Source organism: Pseudomonas sp. FSL W5-0203 (genome assembly GCF_001896155.1).
In the GTDB taxonomy this organism is placed as follows: Bacteria; Pseudomonadota; Gammaproteobacteria; order Pseudomonadales; family Pseudomonadaceae; genus Aquipseudomonas; species Aquipseudomonas paracarnis.
On record NZ_MPOR01000009.1, the window covers coordinates 1 to 26,095 of the forward strand.

Annotated in this window: 21 protein-coding genes and 1 pseudogene; 7 read left to right on the plus strand and 15 right to left on the minus strand. The window is 60.3% G+C overall.

Annotation, left to right across the window (positions count from 1 at the left end):
• Positions 1-193: 193 nt before the first annotated feature.
• Entirely contained in the window at positions 194-1,717 is a 1,524-nt protein-coding gene (locus BOP96_RS10405; RefSeq protein WP_003193907.1) for a fumarate hydratase, read from the minus strand.
• Positions 1,718-1,933: 216 nt separating this feature from the next.
• On the opposite strand from BOP96_RS10405, the gene BOP96_RS10410 reads away from it, so the two are divergent.
• Positions 1,934-2,875: an iron-sulfur-binding ferredoxin reductase gene (locus BOP96_RS10410; RefSeq protein WP_073452628.1), complete on the plus strand. Its 942-nt coding sequence runs from the start codon at positions 1,934-1,936 to the stop codon at positions 2,873-2,875.
• A gap of 211 nt (positions 2,876-3,086) precedes the next feature.
• On the opposite strand, the gene pyk is transcribed toward BOP96_RS10410, so the two are convergent.
• Positions 3,087-4,538, minus strand: a complete 1,452-nt coding sequence (gene pyk / locus BOP96_RS10415) for a pyruvate kinase (RefSeq protein ID WP_003193904.1) — start codon at positions 4,536-4,538, stop codon at positions 3,087-3,089.
• 173 nt (positions 4,539-4,711) lie between these two features.
• On the opposite strand from pyk, the gene BOP96_RS10420 reads away from it, so the two are divergent.
• Both BOP96_RS10420 and BOP96_RS10425 read left to right on the plus strand, forming a co-directional pair.
• A complete protein-coding gene (locus BOP96_RS10420; RefSeq protein ID WP_003193903.1) occupies positions 4,712-5,086 on the plus strand; it encodes a tetratricopeptide repeat protein in 375 nt (124 codons plus the stop codon).
• Between the two features lie 222 nt (positions 5,087-5,308).
• Positions 5,309-5,668, plus strand: coding sequence for a PilZ domain-containing protein (locus tag BOP96_RS10425; RefSeq protein WP_019821226.1), 360 nt, complete (start codon positions 5,309-5,311; stop codon positions 5,666-5,668).
• A 52-nt stretch (positions 5,669-5,720) separates the two neighbouring features.
• Here the strand turns inward: BOP96_RS10425 and BOP96_RS10430 are convergent, their stop codons facing one another.
• The 6 genes from BOP96_RS10430 to BOP96_RS10455 are packed head-to-tail and all read right to left on the minus strand — an operon-like array spanning position 5,721 to position 12,391.
• Positions 5,721-7,052: a DUF58 domain-containing protein gene (locus BOP96_RS10430; RefSeq protein WP_073452630.1), complete on the minus strand. Its 1,332-nt coding sequence runs from the start codon at positions 7,050-7,052 to the stop codon at positions 5,721-5,723.
• A 7-nt stretch (positions 7,053-7,059) separates the two neighbouring features.
• On the minus strand, positions 7,060-8,055 hold the full coding sequence (locus BOP96_RS10435; protein WP_032902736.1) for an AAA family ATPase: 996 nt from the start codon (positions 8,053-8,055) through the stop codon (positions 7,060-7,062).
• Positions 8,052-9,209, minus strand: a complete 1,158-nt coding sequence (locus BOP96_RS10440; protein WP_073452632.1) for a DUF4350 domain-containing protein — start codon at positions 9,207-9,209, stop codon at positions 8,052-8,054. Before BOP96_RS10440 ends, BOP96_RS10435 begins: the two co-directional genes overlap by 4 nt.
• Positions 9,206-10,735, minus strand: a complete 1,530-nt coding sequence (locus tag BOP96_RS10445) for a DUF4129 domain-containing protein (protein ID WP_019821229.1) — start codon at positions 10,733-10,735, stop codon at positions 9,206-9,208. Before BOP96_RS10445 ends, BOP96_RS10440 begins: the two co-directional genes overlap by 4 nt.
• On the minus strand, positions 10,722-11,702 hold the full coding sequence (locus BOP96_RS10450; RefSeq protein WP_073452635.1) for a stage II sporulation protein M: 981 nt from the start codon (positions 11,700-11,702) through the stop codon (positions 10,722-10,724). The genes BOP96_RS10445 and BOP96_RS10450 overlap by 14 nt, the downstream gene beginning before the upstream one ends.
• Complete coding sequence (locus tag BOP96_RS10455) at positions 11,699-12,391, minus strand: RDD family protein (protein ID WP_014719736.1); 693 nt, start codon at positions 12,389-12,391, stop codon at positions 11,699-11,701. The genes BOP96_RS10450 and BOP96_RS10455 overlap by 4 nt, the downstream gene beginning before the upstream one ends.
• 167 nt (positions 12,392-12,558) lie before the next feature.
• Here BOP96_RS10455 and sbcB point away from each other — a divergent pair, with 167 nt between their 5' ends.
• On the plus strand, positions 12,559-13,986 hold the full coding sequence (sbcB, locus tag BOP96_RS10460; protein ID WP_073452637.1) for an exodeoxyribonuclease I: 1,428 nt from the start codon (positions 12,559-12,561) through the stop codon (positions 13,984-13,986).
• 90 nt (positions 13,987-14,076) lie between these two features.
• Here the strand turns inward: sbcB and mvaT are convergent, their stop codons facing one another.
• Complete coding sequence (gene mvaT / locus BOP96_RS10465) at positions 14,077-14,451, minus strand: histone-like nucleoid-structuring protein MvaT (protein WP_019821235.1); 375 nt, start codon at positions 14,449-14,451, stop codon at positions 14,077-14,079.
• A gap of 351 nt (positions 14,452-14,802) precedes the next feature.
• Here mvaT and purU point away from each other — a divergent pair, with 351 nt between their 5' ends.
• Positions 14,803-15,651 (plus strand): formyltetrahydrofolate deformylase, encoded by an 849-nt coding sequence (gene purU / locus BOP96_RS10470; RefSeq protein WP_019821236.1) that lies wholly within the window; start codon positions 14,803-14,805, stop codon positions 15,649-15,651.
• A gap of 123 nt (positions 15,652-15,774) precedes the next feature.
• On the opposite strand, the gene BOP96_RS10475 is transcribed toward purU, so the two are convergent.
• From BOP96_RS10475 to BOP96_RS30840, 5 genes and pseudogenes are all read right to left on the minus strand, one after another.
• Positions 15,775-16,884 carry a lysylphosphatidylglycerol synthase transmembrane domain-containing protein gene (locus BOP96_RS10475; protein ID WP_073452639.1) on the minus strand — a complete coding sequence of 370 codons (1,110 nt, stop codon included), beginning with the start codon at positions 16,882-16,884 and terminating at the stop codon, positions 15,775-15,777.
• Entirely contained in the window at positions 16,872-17,624 is a 753-nt protein-coding gene (locus BOP96_RS10480) for a DUF2334 domain-containing protein (RefSeq protein WP_073452641.1), read from the minus strand. Before BOP96_RS10480 ends, BOP96_RS10475 begins: the two co-directional genes overlap by 13 nt.
• The gene (locus BOP96_RS10485; protein ID WP_073452643.1) at positions 17,617-18,738 is read right to left on the minus strand and encodes a glycosyltransferase family 4 protein; all 1,122 of its coding nucleotides are present in this window, start codon (positions 18,736-18,738) and stop codon (positions 17,617-17,619) included. The genes BOP96_RS10480 and BOP96_RS10485 overlap by 8 nt, the downstream gene beginning before the upstream one ends.
• A gap of 227 nt (positions 18,739-18,965) precedes the next feature.
• Entirely contained in the window at positions 18,966-19,730 is a 765-nt protein-coding gene (locus BOP96_RS30835) for a methyl-accepting chemotaxis protein (protein WP_370694806.1), read from the minus strand.
• A 93-nt stretch (positions 19,731-19,823) separates the two neighbouring features.
• Positions 19,824-20,855: pseudogene (locus BOP96_RS30840) on the minus strand (HAMP domain-containing protein); the annotation flags it as partial.
• A gap of 205 nt (positions 20,856-21,060) precedes the next feature.
• Here BOP96_RS30840 and BOP96_RS10495 point away from each other — a divergent pair.
• Positions 21,061-22,539 (plus strand): helicase HerA-like domain-containing protein, encoded by a 1,479-nt coding sequence (locus BOP96_RS10495; protein WP_014719728.1) that lies wholly within the window; start codon positions 21,061-21,063, stop codon positions 22,537-22,539.
• A 4-nt stretch (positions 22,540-22,543) separates the two neighbouring features.
• Here the strand turns inward: BOP96_RS10495 and BOP96_RS10500 are convergent, their stop codons facing one another.
• Positions 22,544-22,999 carry a DUF721 domain-containing protein gene (locus BOP96_RS10500; protein WP_019821244.1) on the minus strand — a complete coding sequence of 152 codons (456 nt, stop codon included), beginning with the start codon at positions 22,997-22,999 and terminating at the stop codon, positions 22,544-22,546.
• Between the two features lie 306 nt (positions 23,000-23,305).
• Here BOP96_RS10500 and secA point away from each other — a divergent pair, with 306 nt between their 5' ends.
• Positions 23,306-26,041: a preprotein translocase subunit SecA gene (gene secA / locus BOP96_RS10505; RefSeq protein WP_014719726.1), complete on the plus strand. Its 2,736-nt coding sequence runs from the start codon at positions 23,306-23,308 to the stop codon at positions 26,039-26,041.
• The last annotated feature ends 54 nt before the right edge of the window (positions 26,042-26,095 follow it).

Here is a 26,095-nt window from a genome sequence, read left to right on the forward strand (position 1 = left end):
CGGCTAACCCGGCGTCCTGCCGGGTTACCCACGAATTCAAGCCTGCGTTCGGCCAGCGTGGTTTAACGGGGCGCCTGAGATCAAGATCAAAAGCAGATCAAGAGCAAGATCAGGAGCAGTCCCTTGCTCCAGGCATAAAAAAGGCGACTGGGCCGTGGGGCCGCAGTCGCCTTTATTCTTTTGGATGAGGTGCTTACTGCACTTCTACCGCCAGGCTGTCACTGATCTTTTTCTGCCAGATGGCAGGACCGGTGATGTGGACGGATTCACCTTTGCTGTCTACTGCAACGGTGACCGGCATGTCTTTGACGTCGAACTCGTAGATGGCTTCCATACCCAGTTCGGCGAAGGCAACCACGCGCGACTTCTTGATGGCTTGGGCCACCAAATAAGCGGCGCCGCCCACGGCCATCAGGTACACGGCCTTGTGATCCTTGATCGCTTCGATGGCGGTAGGGCCGCGCTCGGATTTGCCGATCATGCCCAGCAGGCCGGTTTGCTCCAGGATCTGGCGGGTGAACTTGTCCATCCGCGTTGCAGTGGTCGGGCCCGCTGGGCCAACCACTTCTTCGCGCACCGGATCAACCGGGCCGACGTAGTAGATAAAGCGGCCCTTGAGGTCCACCGGCAAGGTTTCGCCCTTGTTCAGCATCTCGACCATGCGCTTGTGCGCCGCATCGCGACCGGTAAGCATCTTGCCGTTGAGCAGGACGGTTTCGCCCGGCTTCCAGCTCTGCACTTCTTCCGGGGTCAGGGTGTCGAGGTTGACGCGGCGAGCCGATGGGCCGGCTTCCCAGACGATTTCCGGGTAGGCGTCCAACGGTGGCGCTTCCAGTGACGCCGGGCCCGAGCCGTCGAGCACGAAGTGCGCGTGACGGGTGGCGGCGCAGTTGGGGATCATGCACACCGGCAGGGACGCGGCGTGGGTCGGGTAGTCCATGATCTTCACGTCGAGCACGGTGGTCAGGCCACCCAGGCCCTGGGCGCCGATGCCCAGTTGGTTGACCTTCTCGAACAGCTCCAGGCGCATTTCTTCGATACGGTTTTGCGGGCCGCGCTTTTTCAGCTCGTGGATGTCGATGGACTCCATCAACACTTCCTTGGCCATTACCGCGGCTTTCTCGGCGGTACCGCCGATGCCAATGCCGAGCATGCCCGGTGGGCACCAGCCGGCGCCCATGGTCGGAACAGTCTTGAGCACCCAGTCGACGATCGAGTCGGACGGGTTGAGCATGGCCATTTTCGACTTGTTCTCGGAGCCGCCACCCTTGGCCGCCACGTCCACTTCCACGGTGTTACCCGGGACGATGGAATAGTGGATGACCGCAGGGGTGTTGTCCTTGGTGTTCTTGCGGGCGCCGGCCGGGTCGGCGAGGATCGAGGCGCGCAGGACGTTTTCTGGCAGGTTGTAGGCGCGACGCACGCCTTCGTTGATCATGTCGTCCAGGCCCATGGTTGCGCCGTCCCAGCGCACGTCCATACCCACGCGCACGAACACGGTGACAATACCGGTGTCCTGGCAGATCGGGCGATGGCCGGTGGCACACATGCGCGAGTTGATCAGGATCTGGGCGATGGAGTCACGGGCTGCCGGCGATTCTTCGCGCAGGTAGGCTTCGTGCATGGCCTGGATGAAATCAACGGGGTGGTAGTAGGAAATGAATTGCAGGGCGTCGGCAACGCTCTGAATCAGGTCGTCTTGCTTGATCACGGTCATGAGTCGCGCTCCTCTATAAGGGAACATTCAATAAAGATGGCCTCAGTGTTGCATCGGTCGGCTGAAGCCATCTTTCCAAGGCACGCCAGAATGGTGCAGGCGCGACGCTAAAAAGGCGCGGCAGTATAACCCGGCACGGTGGCCGATACACCCGACTATGGTCAAACTGTCGCAGGCATGATTCCCTGTGCGCGCTCCTTATGATCGAGTCTTTATATGCCTGAACTGTATGTCGGCGAACGCCACTGGTCGGTCACCCCCGGCAGCAACCTGCTGGATGCCTTGAATCAGGCCGGTGTGGCCGTGCCCTTCAGTTGCCGGGCCGGCAGTTGCCATGCGTGCCTGGTGCGTTGCGAGGGTGAGGTTGACGACAAGCAGCCCGAAGCCCTGAGCCCGACGCAGCGCCAGCAAGGTTGGCGGCTGGCGTGCCAGTGCCGGGTCATTGCGGACCTGAAGGTCGACGCGTTTGATCCCCTGCGCGATGGCTTGCCCGCCCAGGTGGTGGGCGCCGATTGGCTGAGTTCGACGGTACTGCGCCTGCGCCTGCAACCAGAACGTGCCCTGCGGTACAGGGCCGGGCAGCATTTGGTGCTGTGGGCAGGGCAGGTGGCACGCCCTTATTCCCTGGCGAGTTTGCCCCAGGAGGAGCCGTATCTGGAGTTCCATATCGACTGCCGTCAACCCGGTGCCTTCAGCGATGCCGCGCGACAGTTGAAGGTCGGTGATCCTGTATGCCTGGGCGAACTGCGGGGTGGAGCGCTGCACTATGATCCTGACTGGCAATCACGACCCTTGTGGCTGCTGGCCTCCGGTACTGGCCTGGGCCCCTTGTGGGGCGTGTTGCGCGAGGCACTGCGCCAGGATCATCAAGGCGAGATTCGCGTGATTCACCTGGCCCATGAGGCCGAGGCTCATTATCTGGCTGAACCCCTGGCAGCGCTTGCCGCGCAACATGGGCACCTCACCGTGGAGCTATGGACCGCGGCGCAGTTGCAGCCGGCATTGGCGCAACTGCGGCTTGTTTCCCGGCACACCCTGGCCTTGCTTTGTGGGCACCCTGCCAGCGTCGAGGCCTTTTCCAAGCGCTTGTTCCTGGCGGGCCTGCCGCGTAATCAATTGCTGGCGGATGTGTTCCTGGCTCGCCCTTTTACGTTATGAAAAGCCTGGTCAAGTCGGTATCGGAGCTTATCGTCCGGAGCCGATGACGCCATCGCAGGCAAGCCAGCTCCCACAGTAGACCGAGTTGTCTGACTATTGTGGGAGCTGGCTTGCCTGCGATGAGGCGCTGAAATTCAACACAATGGCCTGCACTGAAATGCAAAAAGCCCCGCCATTCACAGGGCGGGGCTTTTGTTTTTCAGCTTGTCACTCAGACCTGCGGGTCGCCCACATGCAGGATCTTCATGCCATTGGTGCCACCGGTGGTGTGGTAGCTGTCGCCCTTGGTCAGGATGACCCAGTCGCCTTTCTCCACGACGCCGCGTTTGACCAACTCGTCGATCGCCTTCTGGCTGACTTCGTTCGGTGCCAGCGACGCCGGGTCGAACGGGATGGTGTACACGCCACGGAACATGGCCGCGCGGGCCTGGGCTTCGCGGTGTGGGGTGAAAGCGTAGATAGGCACCGAGGAACGGATGCGCGACATGATCAACGGCGTGTAGCCACTTTCGGTCAGGGCGATGATGGCCTTGACACCCGGGAAGTGGTTGGCGGTGTACATGGCAGCCAGGGCGATGCTCTGGTCACAGCTTTCGAAAACCTTGCCGATGCGGTGGCTGGAGGTCTTGCTGGTCGGGTGCTTTTCGGCACCGACGCAGATACGCGCCATGGCCTGCACGGCTTCCAGCGGGTACGGGCCGGCGGCACTTTCAGCCGAGAGCATCACGGCGTCGGTGTAGTCGAGCACGGCGTTGGCCACGTCGGACACTTCGGCACGGGTCGGCATCGGGTTCTGGATCATCGACTCCATCATCTGGGTCGCAACGATCACCGCTTTGTTATGACGGCGTGCGTGCAGGATGATCTTCTTCTGGATACCGATCAGCTCGGCGTCACCGATTTCCACGCCCAGGTCGCCACGGGCAACCATCACGGCATCGGAAGCCTTGATCAGGCCGTCGAGGGTTTCATCATCGGCCACGGCTTCAGCACGCTCGATCTTCGCTACCAGCCAGGCGGTACCGCCGGCTTCGTCGCGCAGCTTACGGGCGTATTCCATGTCGGCGGCGTCGCGCGGGAAGGACACGGCGAGGTAGTCCACTTCCATTTCGGCGGCGAGCTTGATGTCAGCCTTGTCTTTTTCAGTCAGGGCCGGCGCCGTCAGGCCACCACCGCGACGGTTGATGCCTTTGTGGTCGGACAGCGGGCCGCCGATGATCACGGTGCAATTGAGTTCGGTCGGCGTGGCGGTGTCGACGCGCATGACCACACGGCCGTCGTCCAGCAGCAGCTCGTCACCGACGCCGCAGTCCTTGACCAGGTCCGGGTAGTCGATGCCCACCACGTCCTGGGTGCCTTCGGTCAGCGGGTGGCTGGTGGAGAAGGTGAATTTGTCACCGATCTTCAGCTCGATCCGCTTGTTGGTAAATTTGGCGATACGGATTTTCGGGCCTTGCAGGTCGCCCAAGAGTGCAACGAAGCGGCCATGCTTGGCGGCCAGGTCACGCACCAGCTTGGCACGAGCCTTGTGCTCGTCCGGGGTGCCGTGGGAGAAGTTCAGACGGGCGACGTCCAAACCAGCCAGAATCAGCTGTTCGAGGACTTCCGGCGAGTTACTGGCCGGGCCAAGGGTGGCGACGATTTTGGTACGACGGACGGACATGCACGGACTCCTGAGTTCAAGCGCTGGGGAAGGCTACTATGCTCTTTCGTTGTAGTCATTGTTCGTTTGCACTACTTATCGACGATTGGCTTGTTTTGGCTGCGGTTGAATGGGCAAACGCCTTGAAGATTTTCGACCAGGGGTCGATACACTGCACAAGACAGGAGAACCCCATGCGAATTTTGCTCGTTGCTGCCCTGGCCGTCAGTGTTGTCGGCTGTACCCGCTGGTCGATGGACCACCATTTGAACAACGCTTACCGCGCCTATGGGGTCGGTGATTGCCAGCGTGTCACCCTGGAGTTGTCCCAGGTCGATCGCGAGAGCCGTACCCGCCGCTACGTGCAACCGGAGGTTTCGATGTTGCGCGGGCAGTGCCTGGAACGCCAGAAACTGTTTGTCGATGCCGCGCAGACCTATCAGTTCATCATCGGCCACTACCCGTCTAGCGAGTACGCCTATCGAGCCCGCGCGCGGCTCGATACCTTGCAGCAACTGGGGCATCTGCCGGCTGCAGGCCTGGCAAAACCAAGGCCTGCGTCGTTGTAATGGTATTTGTCATTTTATAGCTGGCCTGTCGCCAGTCTTGGGCTAATCTTTGAATGTCTGTTTGTGCAGTTTCCCATTCGAACGGATGCAAGGCCCGGATTCGGCAGTTGTTTGGTGACAAGCGGTAGGTTTTGTCACACCGAGATCCAGGGAGAGCGAGCGATTGCTTGTTCCGAATCACTGGCACGGCCAGATTTTTGGCTATTGGATGGCGACTTCACCATGTTTACCGAACGACGGATCGAGCGGCATCAACTGCCGTATTTTCTGCAGGTGTTCAATCGTATTACCGACAAGCCAATCGGCTATCTTGGAAATGTGTCTGAAAACGGTCTGATGCTGATCAGCTCGTTACCCATGATGACCGAGGTGGATTTCGAGCTGCGCTTGAAAGTGCCGGTGGCGCAAGGCGAGTTCAAGGCGATTGACCTCACGGCAACCTGCTTGTGGAGCCACGAGGATGTCACCCCGCAGCATTACGACTCGGGGTTCAGCGTGCTTGAGGCGCCCGAGGAATACCGGCACCTGATCAACGCGCTGTTGCAGTACTTCAGCTTTTATCCTTTGCAGGCCTCTGTCTGAATTATGCGTGGGGTCGTGGCCGTTTCCTGGCCATACCCCTGCGCAGTCATCCTCAGAATACCCCGGCCTTTTTCCACTCCAGATAGCGTGTGACCAGCCCGGCACCCAGCGCCGATGGCAAGGTATCGAGCACCGACAGCCCATGGGCACTCAAACGATCATGGCGTTGGTTGCGGGTGTTGAGGTAATCGATCGTGCCGCTGTAAGCCAGGGCTTCGGGCAATGTCTGCACAGGCGTCTGACGTAGCTGGTCGAGGACCTCTTCCCTCAGGCTGGCCACCAGTACCCGGTGATGCCTGCCGATACGCTGGACGGCAGCCATCAGCGCTTCATCCTCCTCATCCCGCAGGTTGGTGACGATGATCACCAGCGCCCGGCGTTTTTGACGTGCCAACAACTGGCTGGCGGCCGCCTGGTAGTCGGCGGTTTTTCGCGTGGTCTGTAGGTCATAGACCGCATTGAGCAACAGGTTCAATTGGCCACTGCCCTTGACCGGCTTCAGGTAGCGCGGCTGGTCGCTGGCGAACGTGCACAGCCCTACCGCATCGCCCTGTCGCAAGGCGACATAGCTCAGCAGCAGGCAGGCATTGAGCGCGTGATCAAAATGGGACAGTTCGTCATCCTGGCTGCGCATGTGCTGGCCGCAATCGAGCATGAACACGATTTGCTGGTCGCGTTCGTCCTGGTATTCCCGGGCAATGGGCGTTCGTTGGCGGGCGGTGGCTTTCCAGTCGATCTGACGCAGGCTGTCACCTTCACGAAACTCGCGCAGTTGGTGAAATTCCAGGCCCAACCCTCGCCGCTGATGTTGGCGCACGCCCAGTTGGCTCAGCCAGTTATCCACACCCCGTAACTGCGCACCGTATAAGCGCGCGAAATCCGGGTAAACACGGGTGGAATCGCGGGTGTCGACCCATCGTCGTGCCGACCACAGCCCCAATGGGCTGGGCAGCAGCAGCTCGCAGCGACTGAAATGGAACTGCCCGCGCCGCAAGGGGCGCACGCGATAGCCCAGCTCAGCACGTTCACCGGGGCGTAGTTGAATGAATTGAGACAGGTTCTCCACAGCCAGGCCATCGGGCACGTGATCGAACACCTGCACGGTCAGAGGTTGCGGGTAGTCGTGCTCCAGGCACAGGCGTATTTCTTCCCAGCGCCCCAGCGCCAGGCTACCAGGCAATGTTCTGTACACGCGGGTCGAAGGGCGGCGACGCAAGCGTGCAGCATCCAGCAACGCCAGCAGCAACAGGGCCAGCAGCAGGCCCCAGGCTACCGAATGCAAGGTGGCGGGCACTTTGAACTGCAACGCTGCCGAAGCGCCCAACAAGATGTTCAAGCCGAGCAGAACGCCCAGCCAGGTCAGCAGCAGACGAGTCGGTTTCATGGCCGCGTCATTGCCTTGGTGCCGCAATCTGGTCGAGTAACTGCTGGAGCACCTGGTCGACCTCCAAGCCGTCGATGTCCAGCTCTGGTGCGATGCGTACCCGGTGACGCAGTACCGCCAGGGCGCAGCCCTTGATGTCATCGGGGGTGACGAATTCGCCACCGCGCAACAGCGCACGGGCACGGGCACCGCGTACCAGAGCGATGGAGGCCCTGGGGCCGGCACCGATGGCCAGCCCCGGCCAACTGCGCGTGGCACGGGCCAGGCGCACGGCATAGTCGAGCACCTGTTCATCCAGTGGCAGGTCACTGGCAATTTGCTGCATCGTTACTACGTCCTCGGCTTGCAGCACAGTACGCAACGGCTGTACCTCCAGCATGTCGGCCTTGGACGAGCGCGTCACTTCGCGGACCATATCCAGCTCTTGTAGAGCATCCGGGTAGTCCATTCGCACCTTGAGCATGAAGCGGTCCAGTTCGGCCTCGGGCAGTGGGTAGGTGCCTTCCTGTTCGATAGGATTCTGGGTTGCCAGGACCATGAAGGGCTGGCCGATGGGCAACGCCTCGCCCTCCAGGGTCACTTGGCGTTCCTGCATGGCCTCCAGCAGCGCTGCCTGGGTCTTGGCGGGTGCACGGTTGATCTCGTCGGCCAGCAACAGGTGGGTGAACAACGGTCCCTTGCGCAGTTTGAACTGTTCGGTCTGCAGGTCGTAAACGGCGTGGCCGGTGACATCGCTGGGCATTAGGTCCGGGGTGAACTGGATGCGGGCGAAATCACCGCCAAAGCAGCGGGCCAGGGCCCGTACCAGCAAGGTCTTGCCCAGGCCAGGCACGCCTTCAAGCAGGACGTGGCCGCCTGCGATCAGGGCGGTGAGCACGTCGTCAATCACCGGGTCCTGGCCAATCACGGCCTTGCGCAATTCCACGCGCAGCGCCTGGGCCTGCTGGCTGGCCTGCTGAAGGTTTTCGGCGGTCAGGGCGGTGGCCAGTGGAGAGTCGCTCATAAGGCATTCCTGAGGGTTTGCAGGTGCGCCACCTGACGGCTGAAGTCGGCGCTGGAAAGCCGCTTCAGCGCAACGGGCTCAAGCGCCTGGCTGATGATGTGAGGGGGTTGTCGCGTAAGGTGTTCCAGCACTTGGCGTTGCTCTGACGCATCGAGGTGTTCGAACCCTGGATGGCGTCGCCGGGCTGCGCGCAGAATGTCGTGTCGCAAGGCTTGCAACAACGTGCCCTGGCCGCTGCGGCGCAATAGGAAGTCCGCGCTGGCCTGCAAGTGTTCCTGCAGCTGGCGACGTGCCTTGGGCGCCGGTGTCTGGATCGGGCCCTGGCGCATGCCTGCCTGCCACAGCCCCAAGGCAAGCAGCGCAACCAGGGCGACGAGGGCCTGAGGGAAATAACGGAGCAACAGGGTAAACAGATCGTCCGTGTCACTGTTGAACAGCAAGGTGACGTCAGTGCCCTGGTTCAGGTACCACAGCAACCAGGCGTTATCATGGCTGCCGATATCTGCGGTTTTCCATAGGTCGCTGTCGGTGATCACCGTTACGCGGCCTTGCCCCAGGTCGAGTTGTATCAGGTGGCTGGACTTGGCGCTGTTGGCGGAAAACTGCGCCAGGTGCTTGGGGTCGGTGAGGTTGAAGTAAGTGTCAAAACTGAAGTACGCCGGTGCGGTTTCGTTGTCGACATAGAGCTTGGTCAGATCCGGTTTGTTTTTTTTACGCGGTGGCACGGGTTCGTCGAAGGTGTCGCTCAAGGTTTGGCGGATAGTGAGGCGATCAAGCAGCAGGTCACCGCTTGTGCCGGCTTCTTCATCCCATAATGCCTCGGCGACCAGGAGCAGGTGGCCACCGGCTTTTGCCCAGCCCAGCAGTTGGTCGACCTGGCGTGGGGTCATGTTGCTGCGCTCTCCCAGCAACAACAGGCTATGGCCTTTGGCGGGCAGTTCGGCGAGTCGTTCAAGGCCCTTGGCGTGTGCCACGACCAAGCCGTGCTGGCGTAGAAAGTGCTCGGCGGCCAGATAGGGATTGGCGCGAGCCTCTGGCGACGGGCCCCGGTCAACCACTTCCTCGTAGGGAATTGCCTTGTGCCAGGCATATAAGCCGCCCGCACCCACCAGGCACGCCAACAACAGCGCTGTCCACAATAGCGCGCGATTCACTGGCCCGCTCCGTCACTGAAAAGAGCACGCCAGTCGCTGCACAGTTTTTGTTGGGCTGAAGAAGGCGGCAGACGGTGACCATAGGCCAGGTTTTGCCAGTGGCGTGTCAGTTCGTCGCTGAACGCCAGTAACTGCGGTTGTTGCAAATGATGAACACGCTCCAGTACCTGCCCCTCGGTATCGGCGCTTGTCAGTGGCAGGTCGAACTCGTGCAACAGCCGGCTGAGCAACCCGCGATACAGCAGGCCAAGGGCTTCCCGTGGGTGGGTGGGCCATAGTTGTTCGGCGGTACTGGCGATGTCTTCGGGCAATGTCTCGGTGCCCAGTTCCAGCCCGAACAACTGAGCGGGAACGGGCGAGGGAGCGGCCGTGCGAGTAGGCCCAAGGCGGCTGACGAACGTGCGCAACCATTCACGGTAACGCCAGCACACCAGGGCCAGGCCGCCAATCAGAAGGCTCCAGAGCAGTATTTCCAAAGTTTTGGCGACGTATTTGAAGGTGTCGCTGTTAAGGTTGTCGAGCAGTGCCTGGAGCCAGCCAGGTAATTTGCCGTCGCCCGTGGCCTTGTTTTTAACCGGCGCTTTTTCTTCGCCAAACCGATAGCGTGTGACGGTTTCCGGGTTCTTGAAAGGTGGCTTTTCCAGCAACGCCTGGATGGATTGGCTGGCGGCCTGGGTGCTAAGTGGCTTATGGGCTGTGGTTTCATCTGCCATGGTCGGTGGGCTGATGTGTAGCAACGCCAGGCCAACCACCAGCAACAGCAGCGGTGCAACATTGCTCAGGCGCTGGCGCAGCCGACGGAATACCAGTTCCAGGTCCCAGGCCTCCAGCACTGTGCGGCGGTTGAGGTACAGGCTGAAGCCACAGGCGACGTAGATGGGTTCCCAGAACACCAGGACCAGGGCATAGAAGGCATTGCTCAGGTGCTCAAGCCAAAGCACGTCCGAGGCTGACGCGAATATTAGCCGTTGCCAGTCCCAGTCCAGTTCAACCTGTTGCGGGATGAAGAGATAGAACAGGGTCATGCCGCCAAACCAGAGGCCGATTTCCATGTGCACACCGATGGTCGTCAGCCAGCGTGCGGCGCCAGCGTTACGTTGCAGCAACACTCCAAGGCGTCGTTGACGTGCGTCACCGTCCAGGCCTTCCAGTTGGCTGACGGGCAGGGTGAAGCTGCGGCTCATGCTCAGCCGCCGCCACGTCAGGCTTGCGAACAGTTGCCCCTTGAGCAATTGCGGCCACTGGCGAACGGCCTGTTTGAGGCTGGGGGGCTCACCAAACAGGGCCTTGGACAGAATGTACAGCGGCAAGCGGTCGAAGGCCGGCTTGAGCCACCAGAACAGGAACATGACCAAAGACGGGTAATTCCAGAGCAGCACCGTCAACAGGCTGAATACCGGCAAGCTTACCAGCGCCCAACTGCCCATCAGCAGGACACGGTGTTCCCTGGCCATCAGTACGCCCAGGTCCATGGCTTCCCAGGAAGTACGCGGGCGAATCACCACGCTGGCGTCAGTCAGGCGCATGGCGACTCCGCCCGGCCAGGGACAGGTAAGCGGCCACCAGCAGCCAGAGCGCGGCGCCTACTGCGTATTTGATCCAGGGCTCAATGCGAGTGGTTGAGGACCAGTAGGCTTCGATAAAGGCTGCGATCAACAGGAACACCATGACACCGCAAAGCATCCGTACGCTTTTGCGGGCGGCCAGGCGCAGGGCCTCGCTGCGTGCCAAGCGCCCGGGGGCAACCAGTGACCAGCCCAGTTGCAAACCTGCGGCACCGGCCAGCGTGATGGCGCTCAACTCGAATGCGCCGTGACCAATGACAAACGACCAGAAGGTCTGGCCATAGCCAATGTCGGTAAGGTGCCCGGAGACTGCACCTATGACCAGGCCGTTGAAAATCAGGAAGAACACACTGCCCAGGCCGAACAACAGGCCGGCGGCAAAGGTCTGGAAGGCGATGCCGATGTTGTGCATCACGTAATAGCCAAACATCATCCAGTCTTCGCTGGCGGCCCGTTCGGCAGCACGGCCCAGACGGCTGGCGTCGGGGTTGTACATGCCCTGCATGTCGGCCAACTGCTGGGGGCTGATGATGCTGTAGATAAGATCGGGGAACAGGTACACCAGCAGGGCTATCCCCACCAGGCTGCCAAAGAACAGCAGGCCAGCGATCAGCACGAAGCGCCATTGTTCGCGTACCAGGCGCGGGAATTCGGCGAGAAGAAACGCCAGTATGTTTGCCGTCAGTTGGCTGCGATGGCGATACAGTTGTTGATGGCCGCGCAGTGCCAGTTGTTGCAACGTGTCGACCAGGTAACTGCTATAGCCGCGTTGCTGAGCCAGGGCCAGATGTTGGCACAGGCGTCGATATTGATGCGGGAAGTCGGCAACATCGGCGGCCTTGGCTTTACCTTGCTCCAGTTGTGTCAACTGCTCGGCGAAGGTATGCCATTGGCGCTGGTGGCGGCTTTCAAAAAGGCTCTGCTTCATGTCGGCCCCAACAAACCACGGGCTACCCCGTTGAGTTGCTCCACGGCGCGCGGCGCAGACACCTGCAGGGGCTCTGCGAGGATGGCGGCCAATTCATGCACCCGTTCGGCCGAGAGTTCGGCCTGGCGTTCGGCGAAACCGAGGATGGCCCTCTGTTCGCTCAACTCCAGTGCGAAGGGTAGGCGCAGGGCGGGCGCTTGAGGGATGCTTGGGCGTACCAGCGGCAATTCCCGGTAGACCACCAGCGTACCGGCGGCCAGGTCGCCGAGCCGCTTGAAGTGCGGATGTTGCAGGCAACTGATCGCGCCCAGGAAATAACCGAAGGGCAGCATGTCGACAAAACGCAGCAGGTTGCGGATCAGCGATGCCGACCAGCCAATGGGCGTGCCGTCATCCTGTACCACGCGCAGCCCCATGACCTGCTTGCCTGGCGAGCAGCCCTGGTTGAGCACTTCGAACAACACCATGTACCACCAGCTCACCAGGAACAGCAGCAGCGAACCCAGCCCGATCCCCACATTGCCGAGCAGCGCCAGTGGCACCAGCAGGATACCCATGATGATCCCGCGCACGCCCAGGTCGAATGCAAACGCCAATGCCCGGGAGGGCAGGCCAGCAGGGCGCAGGGGCAGGTCGATGCCCTCGGGCGTTTCTATCTGATAGTGGGTATCCAGAGGGGTTGATGGCATTGCGATCCTTGGCACTGCGAGGCGACTTGAGAGACACGGATGCTAGCAGTGTCGAGGATGGAAGCAACCACCCGAGGTTTTTCTGGATATTTATACAGTAAGGTATCGCTGGCCCCGGACGCCTTGCAGCGCCTAGACTTTGTCGGTCTTCAGCACAGGAATAGCCCGTGACCTCGATTTTCTGGTACGACTATGAAACCACCGGCATCAACCCGCGCAACGATCGCCCGCTCCAGGTAGCCGGTATCCGCACCGACCTTGAGCTCAATGAGGTCGGTGCGCCGATCAACCTTTATTGCCAGCCCAGCGACGATATCCTGCCTCATCCGGCAGCGTGTGCGATCACGGGTATTACGCCGAGTATCCTCGCTGAGAAGGGCCTTGCCGAGGCCGATTTCATGACCCGGGTGCACGCCGAATTGGCCGCGCCAGGTACCTGCGGCGCCGGCTACAACACCCTGCGATTCGACGATGAAATGACGCGCTACAGTCTGTACCGCAATTTTTTCGACCCCTATGCGCGCGAGTGGCAGGGCGGCAACAGCCGCTGGGACTTGATCGATGTGATGCGCACCGCCTACGCCCTGCGGCCGGAGGGCATCAACTGGCCCGAGCAGGACGGGCGTGTGACCCTCAAGCTCGAACGCTTGACCGAGGCCAACGGCATAGACCACGGCCAGGCCCATGACGCGTTGTCGGATGTGCGTGCAACCATCGCCCTGGCGCGGTTGGTCCGGGAGAAACAACCGAAGTTATATGAATGGTTGTTTCAACTGCGCAGTAAACAACGGGTCATGGATCAGGTGCGGTTGCTGCAACCGATGGTGCATATCTCCGGGCGTTTCTCCGCCGAACGCCATTACCTGGGCGTGGTCTTGCCCCTGGCCTGGCACCCACGCAATCGCAATGCCTTGATCGTCTGTGACCTGGGGCTCGATCCACAAGGGCTGTTGGACCTGGATGCGACGACCCTGCGCCAGCGTCTTTACACGCGCCGCGATGAGCTGGCCGAAGGTGAGCTGCCGGTTCCGCTCAAGCTACTGCATATCAACCGCTGCCCGGTGGTTGCGCCGTTGAAGGTGCTGCGCCCGCAAGATCTTGAGCGCCTGCAACTGGATAAGGAGGCTTGCCTCGCGCGGGCGCTGCGACTAACTGACGCACAGGAAGTTTGGCGGGACAAGTTAGCGGCCATTTATGCCGAGGAAGACTTTGCGTCGAACGCGGACCCGGAGCAGCAGCTCTACGAGGGTTTTATTGGTGATCGTGACCGCCGTTTATGTGAGCAAGTTCGCATGGCAGAGCCCGCGCAATTAGCCCGTCAGCAGTGGCCGTTCGATGATCATCGTTTGCCGGAATTATTATTTCGCTACCGGGCGCGTAACTTTCCTGAAACCTTGAACAATGACGAGCAACAACGCTGGAAACTTTTCTGTCAGCAACGTTTGTCGGAGGCGCAGTGGGGGGCGCCGAATACCCTGTTGGCATTTAAGCAGGCGCGTGAGGAGTTGGCGGTTAGTGCTACATCGTTTCAGTGCCAGGTGCTGGCGCAATGGCAGGACTATGTGGATTCATTAGCGGCGCGCTTGAGTCTGTAAGCGCATAACTACAGAATATTCAGACAATAAAAAACGCCAGCAAGCTGGCGTTTTTCATGTGTGACGTATCGGGTGAACGTCCGACCGGGCTTAGCCCAGCAGGGTTGCCCAACCTTCAACTACGTCACCGCCCCACTTGGCTTTCCACTCTTTCAGAGTTTTGTGGTTGCCACCTTTGGTTTCAATCACTTCGCCGTTGTGTGGGTTTTTGTATTGCTTGACCTTGCGAGCACGCTTGGTGCCGGTAGTTTTCACAGCGCCGCGCGGTGCTTTAACTTTCGACTCTGGATCCAGCAGCGCGATGATGTCACGCAGGGATTTGGAGTATTCACCCATCAGGGTGCGCAATTTGCCTTCGAATTCCAGCTCGGTTTTCAGCTTGTCGTCTTCGGACAGGTTCTTCAAACGGGCTTGCAGCTCTTTGATAGCTTCTTCGGTGGCGCGGTATTCGTTGATCAGTGACATGTGGACTACCTTATGTAGAACGCTGATTGACAGGGTGAGTGGCCTAATAATAGTCAGGCAATTTCATCAAGTAAACATTTAAGACGTTATTCAGGTGAATGACATTGAATGTGTGTGAGAAAACCTGGCCGATGAGTTAATTAGTCAGCGTTAAGCGCAAAGATAATCGCGTTAATTTTTTGCTACTGACCTCAGCATGCCGTTGTACCGTCATATAGCGGTGGTAAAACCTTACACGATTAAGGGGTGTTACCACGGCCATGCCTCAAGATAAGGTGCAAGGGAATACTGCAGTTTTTCTGCGTAATCGCTAGAATAGCGGCCTTTGTGAAGTTCTGGAGTTTCCCCCTAATGCGCACTTTTCGGCTGGTGATTGCTTGCCCGGACCGGGTTGGCATCGTTGCCAAGGTCAGTAACTTTCTGGCTTCCCATAATGGCTGGATCACCGAGGCGAGCCATCACTCGGACGATCTCAGTGGTTGGTTTTTCATGCGTCACGAAATCCGTGCCGATACGCTGCCCTTTGGCCTGGAAGCATTCCGCGAGGCGTTTGCGCCGATTGCCGAAGAGTTTTCGATGACCTGGCACATCACCGATACAGAGCAGAAGAAACGCGTGGTGCTGATGGCCAGCCGCGAATCCCACTGCCTGGCAGACCTGCTGCACCGCTGGCACAGCGACGAACTCGATTGCGAGATTGCTTGCGTGATCTCCAACCACGACGACCTGCGCAGCATGGTCGAATGGCATGGCATCCCTTATTACCATGTGCCGGTCAACCCACAGGACAAGGAACCGGCATTTGCCGAGGTGTCGCGTCTGGTCAAGCAGCATGATGCGGATGTAGTGGTGCTGGCGCGCTACATGCAAATCCTGCCACCGGAACTGTGCCGCGAATACGCTGGCAAGGTGATCAACATCCACCACAGCTTCTTGCCGTCCTTTGTCGGTGCCAAGCCGTATCACCAGGCTTCCCTGCGTGGCGTGAAGCTGATTGGTGCAACCTGCCACTACGTGACCGAAGAGCTGGACGCCGGCCCGATCATCGAGCAGGACGTGGTGCGCGTCAGCCACAGCGACAGCATTGAAGACATGGTGCGCTTCGGCCGTGACGTCGAGAAGATGGTGCTGGCCCGTGGCCTGCGCTATCACTTGGAAGATCGCGTGTTGGTGCACGGCAACAAGACCGTGGTCTTCTGACCCGGCGATTGTGATTGAAAGACACCGGGGCCTGGAGGTAAAACTCTCCAGGCCCTTTTTTATTTCTGCTTCTGGAGATTCCCATGAGCGATCCGCTCGATAAAGCCACCTCACGGGCGCCTGCTACCTTGGGCGAGGGCTGTTTGAGCCGTTACGACCCGGACGCGCTGGATGCCGAGGATGGTACTGATTTTCCAGGCGCGGCGCGTTTATGGGAGCAGACACAGGCGCAGGACCAGCCGCCTGCCGCCCCTGAAAAAGACGCTTGAGCAGCGGTTTGCCGACCATCAATAGAAACACTGGCGCACCGGCCAGCAAATAGAAGTAGTAGGTCACCGCGCGCCAGATCAGAATTGCCGCAGCCGCTGTGGATGTGCCCACCATGGGCGCCAGCAGTGCCGCTGACGTCAATTCCGCAGCGCCGGCCCCACCAGGCGCCAGGCTGAACTGCCCCGCAGTCAGGGATAACATCTGGATCAGAAAGCTCCAGGCCCACTGTACCTCGCCCCCCAACCCGCGCAGCGCCAGGTACAGCACGCTGTAACGCAGCAGCCAATGCAGGCTGGTCAGCGCAAAGACCCCAAGCAAGGTGCTCCGGGGTAGTTTCAGGGTGGCGCTGAACGCCGCAAGAAAACGCAGCAACCGGCGTGCCCAGCGTCGGCGGCTGGTAGCGCCGACCTTCATGGCCTTGAGTGCCAAACCCGCCAGGCGAATCAGCCGCCGGTGAACATGCACCACGGCCCAGCCACTGATTACCCCACCCACCATCGACACGGCGCTAAGCCCCAGCAACCACTCCAGACGCGGGCTGAGGCTATGGAACAGCGCATACAGCAAGATCCCCACCAGTGCGCAGAGAAAAAACACCAGGTCGCTCAATTGGTCCATGGCGAACACCGCGCTGCCATGGGCGGGACGGATACCATTGCGCGCCAGCAGGGCCATCAGGGTCAACGGCCCGCCGCTGCCGCCGGGAGTTGCACACATGGCGAATTCAGTGGATATCACCACGCCAAGGCTTTTGAGCGGCCCTAACTGGCCGCGATGCTCGCCAAGCAACAGGCGGATGCGCAGGCTGTTGATCAGCCAGCAGCCGATGATCATGGCGAACATCCCCAGTAACTGGGGCAACGGAAACTGGCGCAGGCGCGCAATGCTTTCGCCGCCGCCCAGCCATACCGGAATGGCCAGCGCCACCAAAAGGGCCAGCACCAGCCAGATCAGTCGGCCCATGGCTGCGTGGCCAGCCAGGCGGCTTTGGTTTGGGGGACGCGCCCTGTGCTGAGCAGGCGTTGCAGGGTGTGCAACCAATAATCGCGGGAAAACCTGTGGCGCATGTCCACCGGGTGCAATCCCAGTCGGATCAGCGCAGCCTCCTGCCAACGCTGTTCACGGCGGTCGCTGAGGACTTTGGACAATCCCCGGCGCCAGGCACTGCGGGCACTCCACACCAGGCCGGGGGCGCTGATAGGCGTGAAGTCCGGTAGGCGATAAAGATGTTGTGGGTCGCTGGTGTAGCTCAGCGGCAACTGGCGCAATGCCTGCCGGGTGCCATCGCTCATCAACCAGGCTGGCGCAACAAAGCCATGCAGCGGCCAGCCATTGCGCTGGAATACCTCGATGCCGGCGGTCAGCCGCCGCAACGCCTCGGCCTCGGACAGCTGGTAAAACTCGCCTTCGTGGGTATAGATGCGTCGCATAAACCATTCTTTTGGCGTACGCGGCCGAGGTTGGTCGTCGCAATGGTAATAACCATGCAAGGTGAGTTCATCGCCCTTGGCGACACGGCTATCGAGCAGGCGCCGAAAATCGCGGTGGGCGGCCAGGTCGTCATGGTGATGGAAGTCTGGCACCACCAGCCAAGTGATGGGCACGTTGCCCAGTGCATCGACGGCCTCGACGAAGGGCCGGTAGTCGGCCCAGGTGTGCGGGGCCACGTCGTGCAGTACCAGCATCAGCGCGCGCTCAGCCATGGGCGAGCATCGGTTCATGGCTGCCCAGCACGGCGCAGTAATGCCCCAGCAGGCTGTCGACTACCGTGTTCCACGCATAATGCTGCTCGACATGGCGCCGAGCCTGAGCACCCAGGCGTCGGCTGTCGGTACTGAACAGCTCGCGCACCGCCTCGGCCATGGCCTTGGGGTTGTTTGGCGCGCACAGCAGGCCACAACGCTCGTCGACAATCTCGGTAAAGGCCCCGGCCGCCACGGCGACCACTGGAATACCGCAGGCCATGGCTTCCAGGATCACCAGGCCGAAGGTCTCCTGGTCACCACCATGCAGTAAGGCGTCGGCGCTGGCCATCAGCCGAGCGACATGTTGGGCGGGCCGGAATCCGTCAACCACGGTGACATTGTCTGGCACGCTGGCCGGCATGCCGGAGCCCACCAGCAGCAAGTGATAGCCTTCCCCCAGGCGTTTCATGCAGTTGAGCAGCACCGGCAGGTTTTTCTCCTTGGAGCCGCGCCCGGCGAAGATCAGTAGTCGAGTGTCTTCGCCAATCCCCAGTTCGGCGCGCAGGCCGGGGTCACGTACCTCAGGGGTGAAGGTTTGCAGGTCTACACCCAGGGGTTGCACGAAGACATTTCTGACGCCAAGCCCGGTGAGCTTGTCGGCCATTACCTGGCTGGGGGCGAGCACTCGGTCGAAATTCCCATAGAGTTTGCGCACATAGGCTTCAACATTGGGGGTAAACCAAGGCCCCATGCGATTGCTCACCAGCAGTGGCAAGTCGGAGTGGTAAAAGCCGATGACCGGCACATCCAATTGGCGTCGGGCATCCAGTGCGGCCCAGGCGGTCAGGTAAGGGTCGCCAACTTCGATCAGGTCAGGCTGTAAATCGTGCAGGACATTTCGCCAAGGCGCCAAACGAAGGGGGAAGCGATAGCCTTTGCCGAAGGGCAGGGCGGGCGCCGGTACTTTGAAGATGCCGTCCTGCTCGCTCAAGTGTGCACCGGGTATCAACAGGCTGTGGCGAATGCCCGGCTTGAGCGCCAGACGCCGGTGCTTGGCGTCAAGGTAAGTGCGTACGCCACCGCTGGCCGGGGCGTAGAACATGGTTATGTCAGCGATATGCACGATGAACATCCCTCCGATCCATTGCTCTCCCTAGATGGACCTGAGGTAAGGATAGATGTTCGATTGGGATTGGTGTGTTATGCCGGTCGGTTAAACGCAGGTCCCCTGTGGGAGCGGGCTTGCTCGCGAAAGCGGTGAATCAGTCAGTGCATCTTCAACTGATAGACTGCTTTCGCGAGCAAGCCCGCTCCCACATTGGATCGCATTGCGTTCGCTGTAATGGTCGGTATTGCCCCTCAGATCCGGAAGCTGCCCACCAATTGCTTCAAACGCGAGGCCTGTTGTTCCAGGTCCGAGCAGGCGCGCAGGGTCGATTGCAGGTTTTCCACCCCTTCCTGGTTGAGGGTGTTGATCTCGGTGATGTCCATATTGATCGACTCCACCACCGAGGTCTGTTCTTCAGTGGCGGTGGCGACCGACTGGTTCATACCGTCGATCTCGCCAATGCGCTGGGTCACGCTGTTCAGGCGCTCGCCGGCCAGGTTGGCGATTTCCACGCTGTCCAGGCTGTGGCGTTGGCTTTCGCTCATGGTAGTCACCGAGTCCCGGGCACCCACCTGTAGCTCTTCGATCATCGTCTGCACCTGTTGCGCCGACTCCTGAGTGCGATGAGCGAGGTTGCGCACTTCATCGGCCACGACCGCAAAGCCACGCCCGGCTTCCCCGGCGCGCGCCGCTTCGATCGCCGCATTGAGCGCCAGCAGATTAGTTTGCTGGGAAATGCTGGTGATCACCTCAAGAATCTGGCCGATATTCACCGTTTTGCTGTTAAGTGCTTCGATATTGGTGCTTGAGGTGCTGATCATGCTGGATAACTGCGTCATCGCCTTGATATTGCGTTCAACCACCTGCTGGCCGTCTTCGGCCAAGTGCCTGGCATCGCTGGCCTGACTGGAGGCTTGGGCGGCGTTGCGTGCGATCTCCTGGGCCGCGGCCCCCAGTTGGTTGATGGCGGCGGCGACGCTGTTAGTGCGGTTGGCCTGTTCGTCGGAGTTGACCATCGACGAGTTGGAGGCGCTGACCACCCGCAGGGCCACTTCATTGACGTGCTCGGTGGCTGAAGACACTTCGCGAATCGAGGTATGAATGCGCTCGACGAAGCGGTTGAAAGCATTGCCCAGGGTGCCGAATTCATCATTGTTCTGGATGGTCAGGCGGCGGGTCAGGTCGCCTTCACCGTCGGCAATGTCCTGCATGGCTCGGGTCATCAGGTGCAAAGGTTGCAGCAAGACGCGGATGAGCATGCCGAGCAGGGCGATGATGATCACCACCGCGATGATCGTTGCGATCACCGCCGAGGTGCGAAACTCACTGAGCATGGCGAAAGACTTGTCTTTATCCACCGAAACGCCCAGGTACCAGTTTACCGAGGGCAGGCCCTTGATCGGTGTAAACGTCACGATATTGGTCTTGCCGTTGGCTTGCACTTCGCTGAAATCGCCGCTGATCTTCGGCGTGTCTTTTGGATAAACGTCCGCCAGGGTCTTCATCACCAGGGCTTTATCCGGGTGCACCAGCACTTTGCCGTCGGCGCTGACCAGGAACGCATAACCCATGCCGCCAAAATCCAGCGCGCCGATGTTGTCCACCAGGGTCTGCAGGCTCAGGTCGCCGCCGACTACGCCGATGCTCTGGCCACCCTTGGCGCTGGGCGTGGCGACAGAAATGATCAGTTGCCCGGTCGCCGCGTCGATATAGGGTTCGGTCAGGGTTGAACCGTTGCTGGCCTGGGCGCCCTTGTACCAGGGGCGAACACGCGGATCGAAGCCGTCGGGCATCTTGGTGTCAGGACGAATGGTGAAGGTGCCCTGGCTGTCACCGACGTAGGTGGCCATGAATGACGAGGTCAGCGCTTTCTGTTCCAGCAGGCTGGCGACCACGCTTTGTTCAGGGTTGATGGCGATGTTCTGTGCGGCGTTTTCCACCAGGGCGATACGCCCGGTGAGCCAGGTCTGGATGTTGCTGGCGGTGACGTCGCCCATCTCATGCAGGTAGTTATTGAGGTCGTCACGAATCGCGTTGCGCTGCAGGTAGTCGTTGTAGAGGGTAAACAACGCGAAAGCGGCGATGACGATAAGGGAGGCTGCAAGCAGGATCTTGTGGCTGAAGCGCAGATTTTTGTTCATGGCTTGAAGGGTCCGCTAAGGTCTTAATATCCGAGGCGCATCCTATGCGGGAGGCGCAAAATGGCAGCGTCAAAAAAGGTGTGGTATTTCTGGTGATAGCTCCGTTGGTCCATATCGGAATTATCTGACCGTTTTTTAGTCTTTGTCGGGCTTACATCCGTCTATATCGACCTCGCGGCACTAAAGATTAACCATAGGTGACGAAATGCCTGACTCCACACAACTGCTTATCGGTGCTGGCCTTGACGGCCTGCCCATCGCCCAGTCCATGCGCCTGGCCAACCGTCATGGGTTGATCGCTGGCGCCACGGGCACCGGCAAGACCGTCACCTTGCAGCGCCTGGCGGAAGCCTTCAGTGATGCGGGTGTGGCGGTGTTCGCTGCCGACATCAAAGGCGACCTCTGCGGCCTGGGCGCCGCAGCCAACCCCCAGGGCAAAGTGGCCGAGCGCATCGCCGGTATGCCCTTCCTTAATTACACGGCCCAGGCGTACCCGGTCACCCTGTGGGATATCCACGGCCAATCCGGTCATCCGTTGCGCACCACCATCAGTGAAATGGGCCCGCTCTTGCTCGGCAGCCTGTTGGAGCTCACCGACAGCCAGCAATCGGCGCTCTATGCGGCGTTCAAAGTGGCCGACCGCGAAGGCCTGTTGCTGCTGGACCTCAAGGACCTCAAGGCACTGCTCAATCACCTGCGCTATCACCCGGAACTACTGGGCGAAGACGCCGCCTTGATGACCACCGGTTCCAGCCAGGCCTTGTTGCGGCGTCTGGCAGTGCTGGAGCAGCAGGGCGCCGAAGCCCTGTTTGGCGAGCCGGCCCTGCAATTGGAGGATATTTTGCAGCCCGCCAGTGATGGGCGTGGGCGCATCCACCTGCTGGACGCCAGCCGCTTGGTGCATGAAGCGCCGAAGGTCTACGCGACCTTCCTGTTGTGGCTGCTGGCAGAGTTGTTCGAACAATTGCCGGAACGCGGCGATGCCGACAAACCGTTGCTGGCGTTGTTTTTCGATGAAGCGCACTTGTTGTTCGCCGATACGCCAAAAGCCTTGCAGGAGCGCCTGGAGCAGGTAGTGCGCCTGATCCGGTCCAAAGGCGTCGGCGTGTATTTCGTCACGCAATCGCCGGGCGACTTGCCGGATACGGTGCTGGCGCAACTGGGCCTGCGCATCCAGCACGGTTTGCGCGCGTTCACTGCCAAAGAACAGAAGTCCCTGCGAGCGGTGGCGGACGGTTTTCGTCCCAACCCGACATTCGATACCTTGTCGGTGCTTACAGAGTTGGGCACTGGTGAGGCCTTGGTGGGAACCTTGCAGGAAAAGGGCACGCCGGAAGTCGTCCAGCGCGTACTGGTTGCTCCTCCGCAATCGCGGATCGGGCCGCTCACCGAAGCCGAACGTAAAGCGTTGGTTGCCAGCTCGCCGCTGTTGGGGCGCTATGACAAGCCGGTGGATCGTGAGTCTGCCTATGAAGTGCTGATGGCCCGCAAGGAGCTTGGGCCTGCCGAGCAGGCTGCTCCGGCCGCCGAAGAGCCGAGCTTTACCGACAGGGCCGGTGCCTTCCTGGGGACCACGGCGGGCAAGGCGTTGAAGTCAGCCATGCAGCAGGCCGCCAATCAGATGGGGCGCCAGTTGGTACGTGGTCTGCTGGGTTCGTTATTGGGCGGCAGCAAACGCAAATAACGTTTCAGGCTTTGGGCCGGGCATGGGCGGCCAGCCGTTCCAGGGCGGCGCGCAAGCCCGGGTCGTTGATCCCTTCGGCGGTGGCCTGAAGGGTTTCGGCGGCCGTTTCCGACAGGTCCAGGGTATGCCCCACTGCGCCTTGCGGCACGGTGGGTGGCTGTACCTTGAACTGAATGCGCGTCAAGCCGGCGAATTCTTCAAACGCCATCAACTGGCGCTGCAAGCGTTTTTGCTGATAACGCAAGCGCGTGGCCCAATGACCATCGGTGACAATTAATAGCAGATTGCCTTCTCGCCAGGACGCCACATGACAGTGCTCACGTGCGGCAGGTTGCAGCTGGCTTTCCAGCAGGCGTTGCAAATGGCCCAGGCGTTTGGCATGGCCAAAGATGGCTTTCAACGGCTTGGCTTCGCGAAGCAACACGCCGGGCGCGCGGGCTGTAAGAGGGCGAAATGCCATGTTTAGACACCTTAGGTAACAGAGCGGTTATCTTAACAGAAAGCGCCGGTACACCCCGCGGCCGTGCCTCGGCTGGGCTTTGCCCATGAAATCAATAAGTAACTTCTGCGCTCCATGGGTTGAAGTTCGCGCAAAAGCCCTTATTTTAAACAGGCCCTCTCACAGCGCCGTGCCTGCCTCGGGGAACAACGCCACTTTCCTCACCCACGATTCCGGGTAGAATGCGCGTTCGCAATGCGGCCGTGAGGGCTGCTCGGGCCACTCACGGTGCGCCCTCCATCCCTATGTGTGGAAGAACCTGCCGATATGTTTGCGCCTTTGTTAAAGAAACTTTTTGGAAGCAAGAATGAGCGCGAAGTCAAACGCATGCTCAAGACGGTGCAGCTGGTCAATGCCTTCGAAGAGCAGATGGTTGCTCTGTCGGACGAGCAATTGCGCGCCAAGACCCAAGAGTTCAAGGCCCGCATAGCCAAAGGTGAAACCCTCGACAAGCTGCTGCCCGAAGCCTTTGCGGTCGCCCGTGAAGCCGGTAAGCGCGTCATGGGCATGCGCCACTTCGACGTCCAGTTGATCGGCGGCATGACCTTGCATGAAGGCATGATTGCCGAAATGCGCACCGGTGAAGGCAAGACCCTGGTGGCAACCCTGGGCGTTTACCTCAACGCACTGTCCGGCAAGGGCGTGCACGTTGTGACGGTGAACGACTACCTGGCTCGCCGGGACGCCAACTGGATGCGCCCGCTGTATGAATTCCTCGGCCTGACCGTCGGCGTGGTAACGCCGTTCCAGCCGCCGGAAGAGAAGCGCGCCGCGTACGCCTGCGACATCACCTACGGTACCAACAACGAATTCGGTTTCGACTACCTGCGCGACAACATGGCGTTCAGCATGGATGAAAAATTCCAGCGTGAACTCAACTTTGCCGTGATCGACGAAGTCGACTCCATCCTCATCGACGAAGCCCGTACCCCGCTGATCATCTCCGGCCAGGCCGAAGACAGCTCGCGCCTGTACACCGAGATCAACAAGTTGATCCCGCGTCTTGAGCAGCACATCGAGGAAGTGGAAGGCGTGGTGACCAAAGAAGGTCACTTCACCATCGACGAGAAGACCCGCCAGGTCGAACTCAACGAAGCCGGTCACCAGTTTGTCGAAGAGATGCTGACCCAGATCGGCGAATTGGCCGAAGGTGAAAGCCTGTACTCGGCGCACAACCTGGGCCTGTTGACCCACGTGTACGCTGGCCTGCGCGCCCACAAGCTGTTCCACCGCAACGTCGAGTACATCGTGCAGGACGGCCAGGTCGTGCTGGTTGACGAGCACACCGGTCGTACCATGCCCGGTCGTCGTCTGTCCGAAGGCCTGCACCAGGCCATCGAAGCCAAGGAACACCTCAACATCCAAGCCGAAAGCCAGACGTTGGCGTCCACCACTTTCCAGAACTACTTCCGTCTGTACAACAAGCTGTCCGGCATGACCGGTACGGCCGACACCGAAGCGTTCGAATTCCATCAGATCTACAACCTGGCCGTGATGGTCATCCCGCCGAACAAGCCGTTGGCGCGTAAAGACTACAACGACCTGGTGTTCCTGACCGCCGAAGAGAAATACGCGGCGATCATCAATGACATCAAGGATGGCATGGCCAAGGGCCGTCCGATCCTGGTGGGTACCGCCACCATCGAGACCTCCGAGCACGTGTCCAACCTGCTCAACAAGGAAGGTATCGAGCACAAGGTACTGAACGCCAAGTTCCACGAAAAAGAAGCCGAGATCATCGCCCAGGCCGGTCGCCCAGGCGCATTGACCATCGCCACCAACATGGCCGGTCGTGGTACCGACATCCTGCTGGGCGGCAACTGGGAAGTGGAAGTGGCCTCGCTCGACAACCCGACGCCTGAGCAGATCGCCCAGATCAAGGCCGACTGGCAGAAGCGTCACCAGGCTGTGCTGGAATCCGGTGGCTTGCAGGTGATCGCGTCCGAGCGTCACGAATCGCGCCGTATCGACAACCAGCTGCGTGGCCGTGCCGGTCGCCAGGGTGACGCCGGTTCCAGCCGTTTCTACCTGTCGCTGGAAGACAGCCTGATGCGTATCTTCGCGTCGGACCGGGTGAAGAACTTCATGAAAGCCCTGGGCATGCAGTCCGGTGAGGCGATCGAGCACCGCATGGTGACCAACGCCATCGAGAAGGCCCAGCGCAAAGTAGAAGGCCGTAACTTCGACATTCGCAAGCAATTGCTTGAGTTCGACGACGTCAACAACGAACAGCGTAAAGTGATTTATCACATGCGTAACACGTTGCTGGCCGCCGACAACATTGGCGAGACCATCGCTGATTTCCGTCAGGACGTGCTCAACGCCACTGTCAGCGCCCACATCCCGCCACAGTCCCTGCCTGAGCAGTGGGATGTTGCCGGCCTGGAAGCGGCATTGAAGAGCGACTTCGGTGTGGACTTGCCGGTTCAGCAATGGCTGGACGAAGACGATCACCTGTACGAAGAAACCCTGCGCGAAAAACTGATGGCCGAGCTGCTGGCGGCGTACAACGAGAAAGAAGAGCAAGCGAGTGCCGAAGCACTGCGCACCTTCGAAAAACAGATCGTATTGCGCGTGCTGGATGACCTGTGGAAAGACCACCTGTCGACCATGGACCACCTGCGTCACGGTATCCACCTGCGTGGCTACGCCCAGAAGAACCCGAAGCAGGAGTACAAGCGCGAGTCGTTCACGCTGTTCTCCGAATTGCTGGATTCGATCAAGCGCGATTCGATCCGCGTGCTGTCCCACGTTCAGGTGCGTCGCGAAGACCCGATCGAGGAAGAAGCACGCCTGCGTCAGGAAGCCGAAGCACTGGCGGCGCGCATGCAGTTCCAGCACGACGAAGCGCCGGGCCTGGATGAGCCTGAAGCATTGGGTGAAGAGGTCGATGTGGCCCTGGCCCAGACCCCGGTTCGCAATGACCAGAAGCTGGGCCGCAACGAGCTGTGCTACTGCGGTTCGGGCAAGAAATTCAAACACTGCCACGGCCAGATCGAATAAGATTTTCGCCTGACGCTGCAACACCCCGCGCCGCGACCGGCCTTTGCCGTCGCG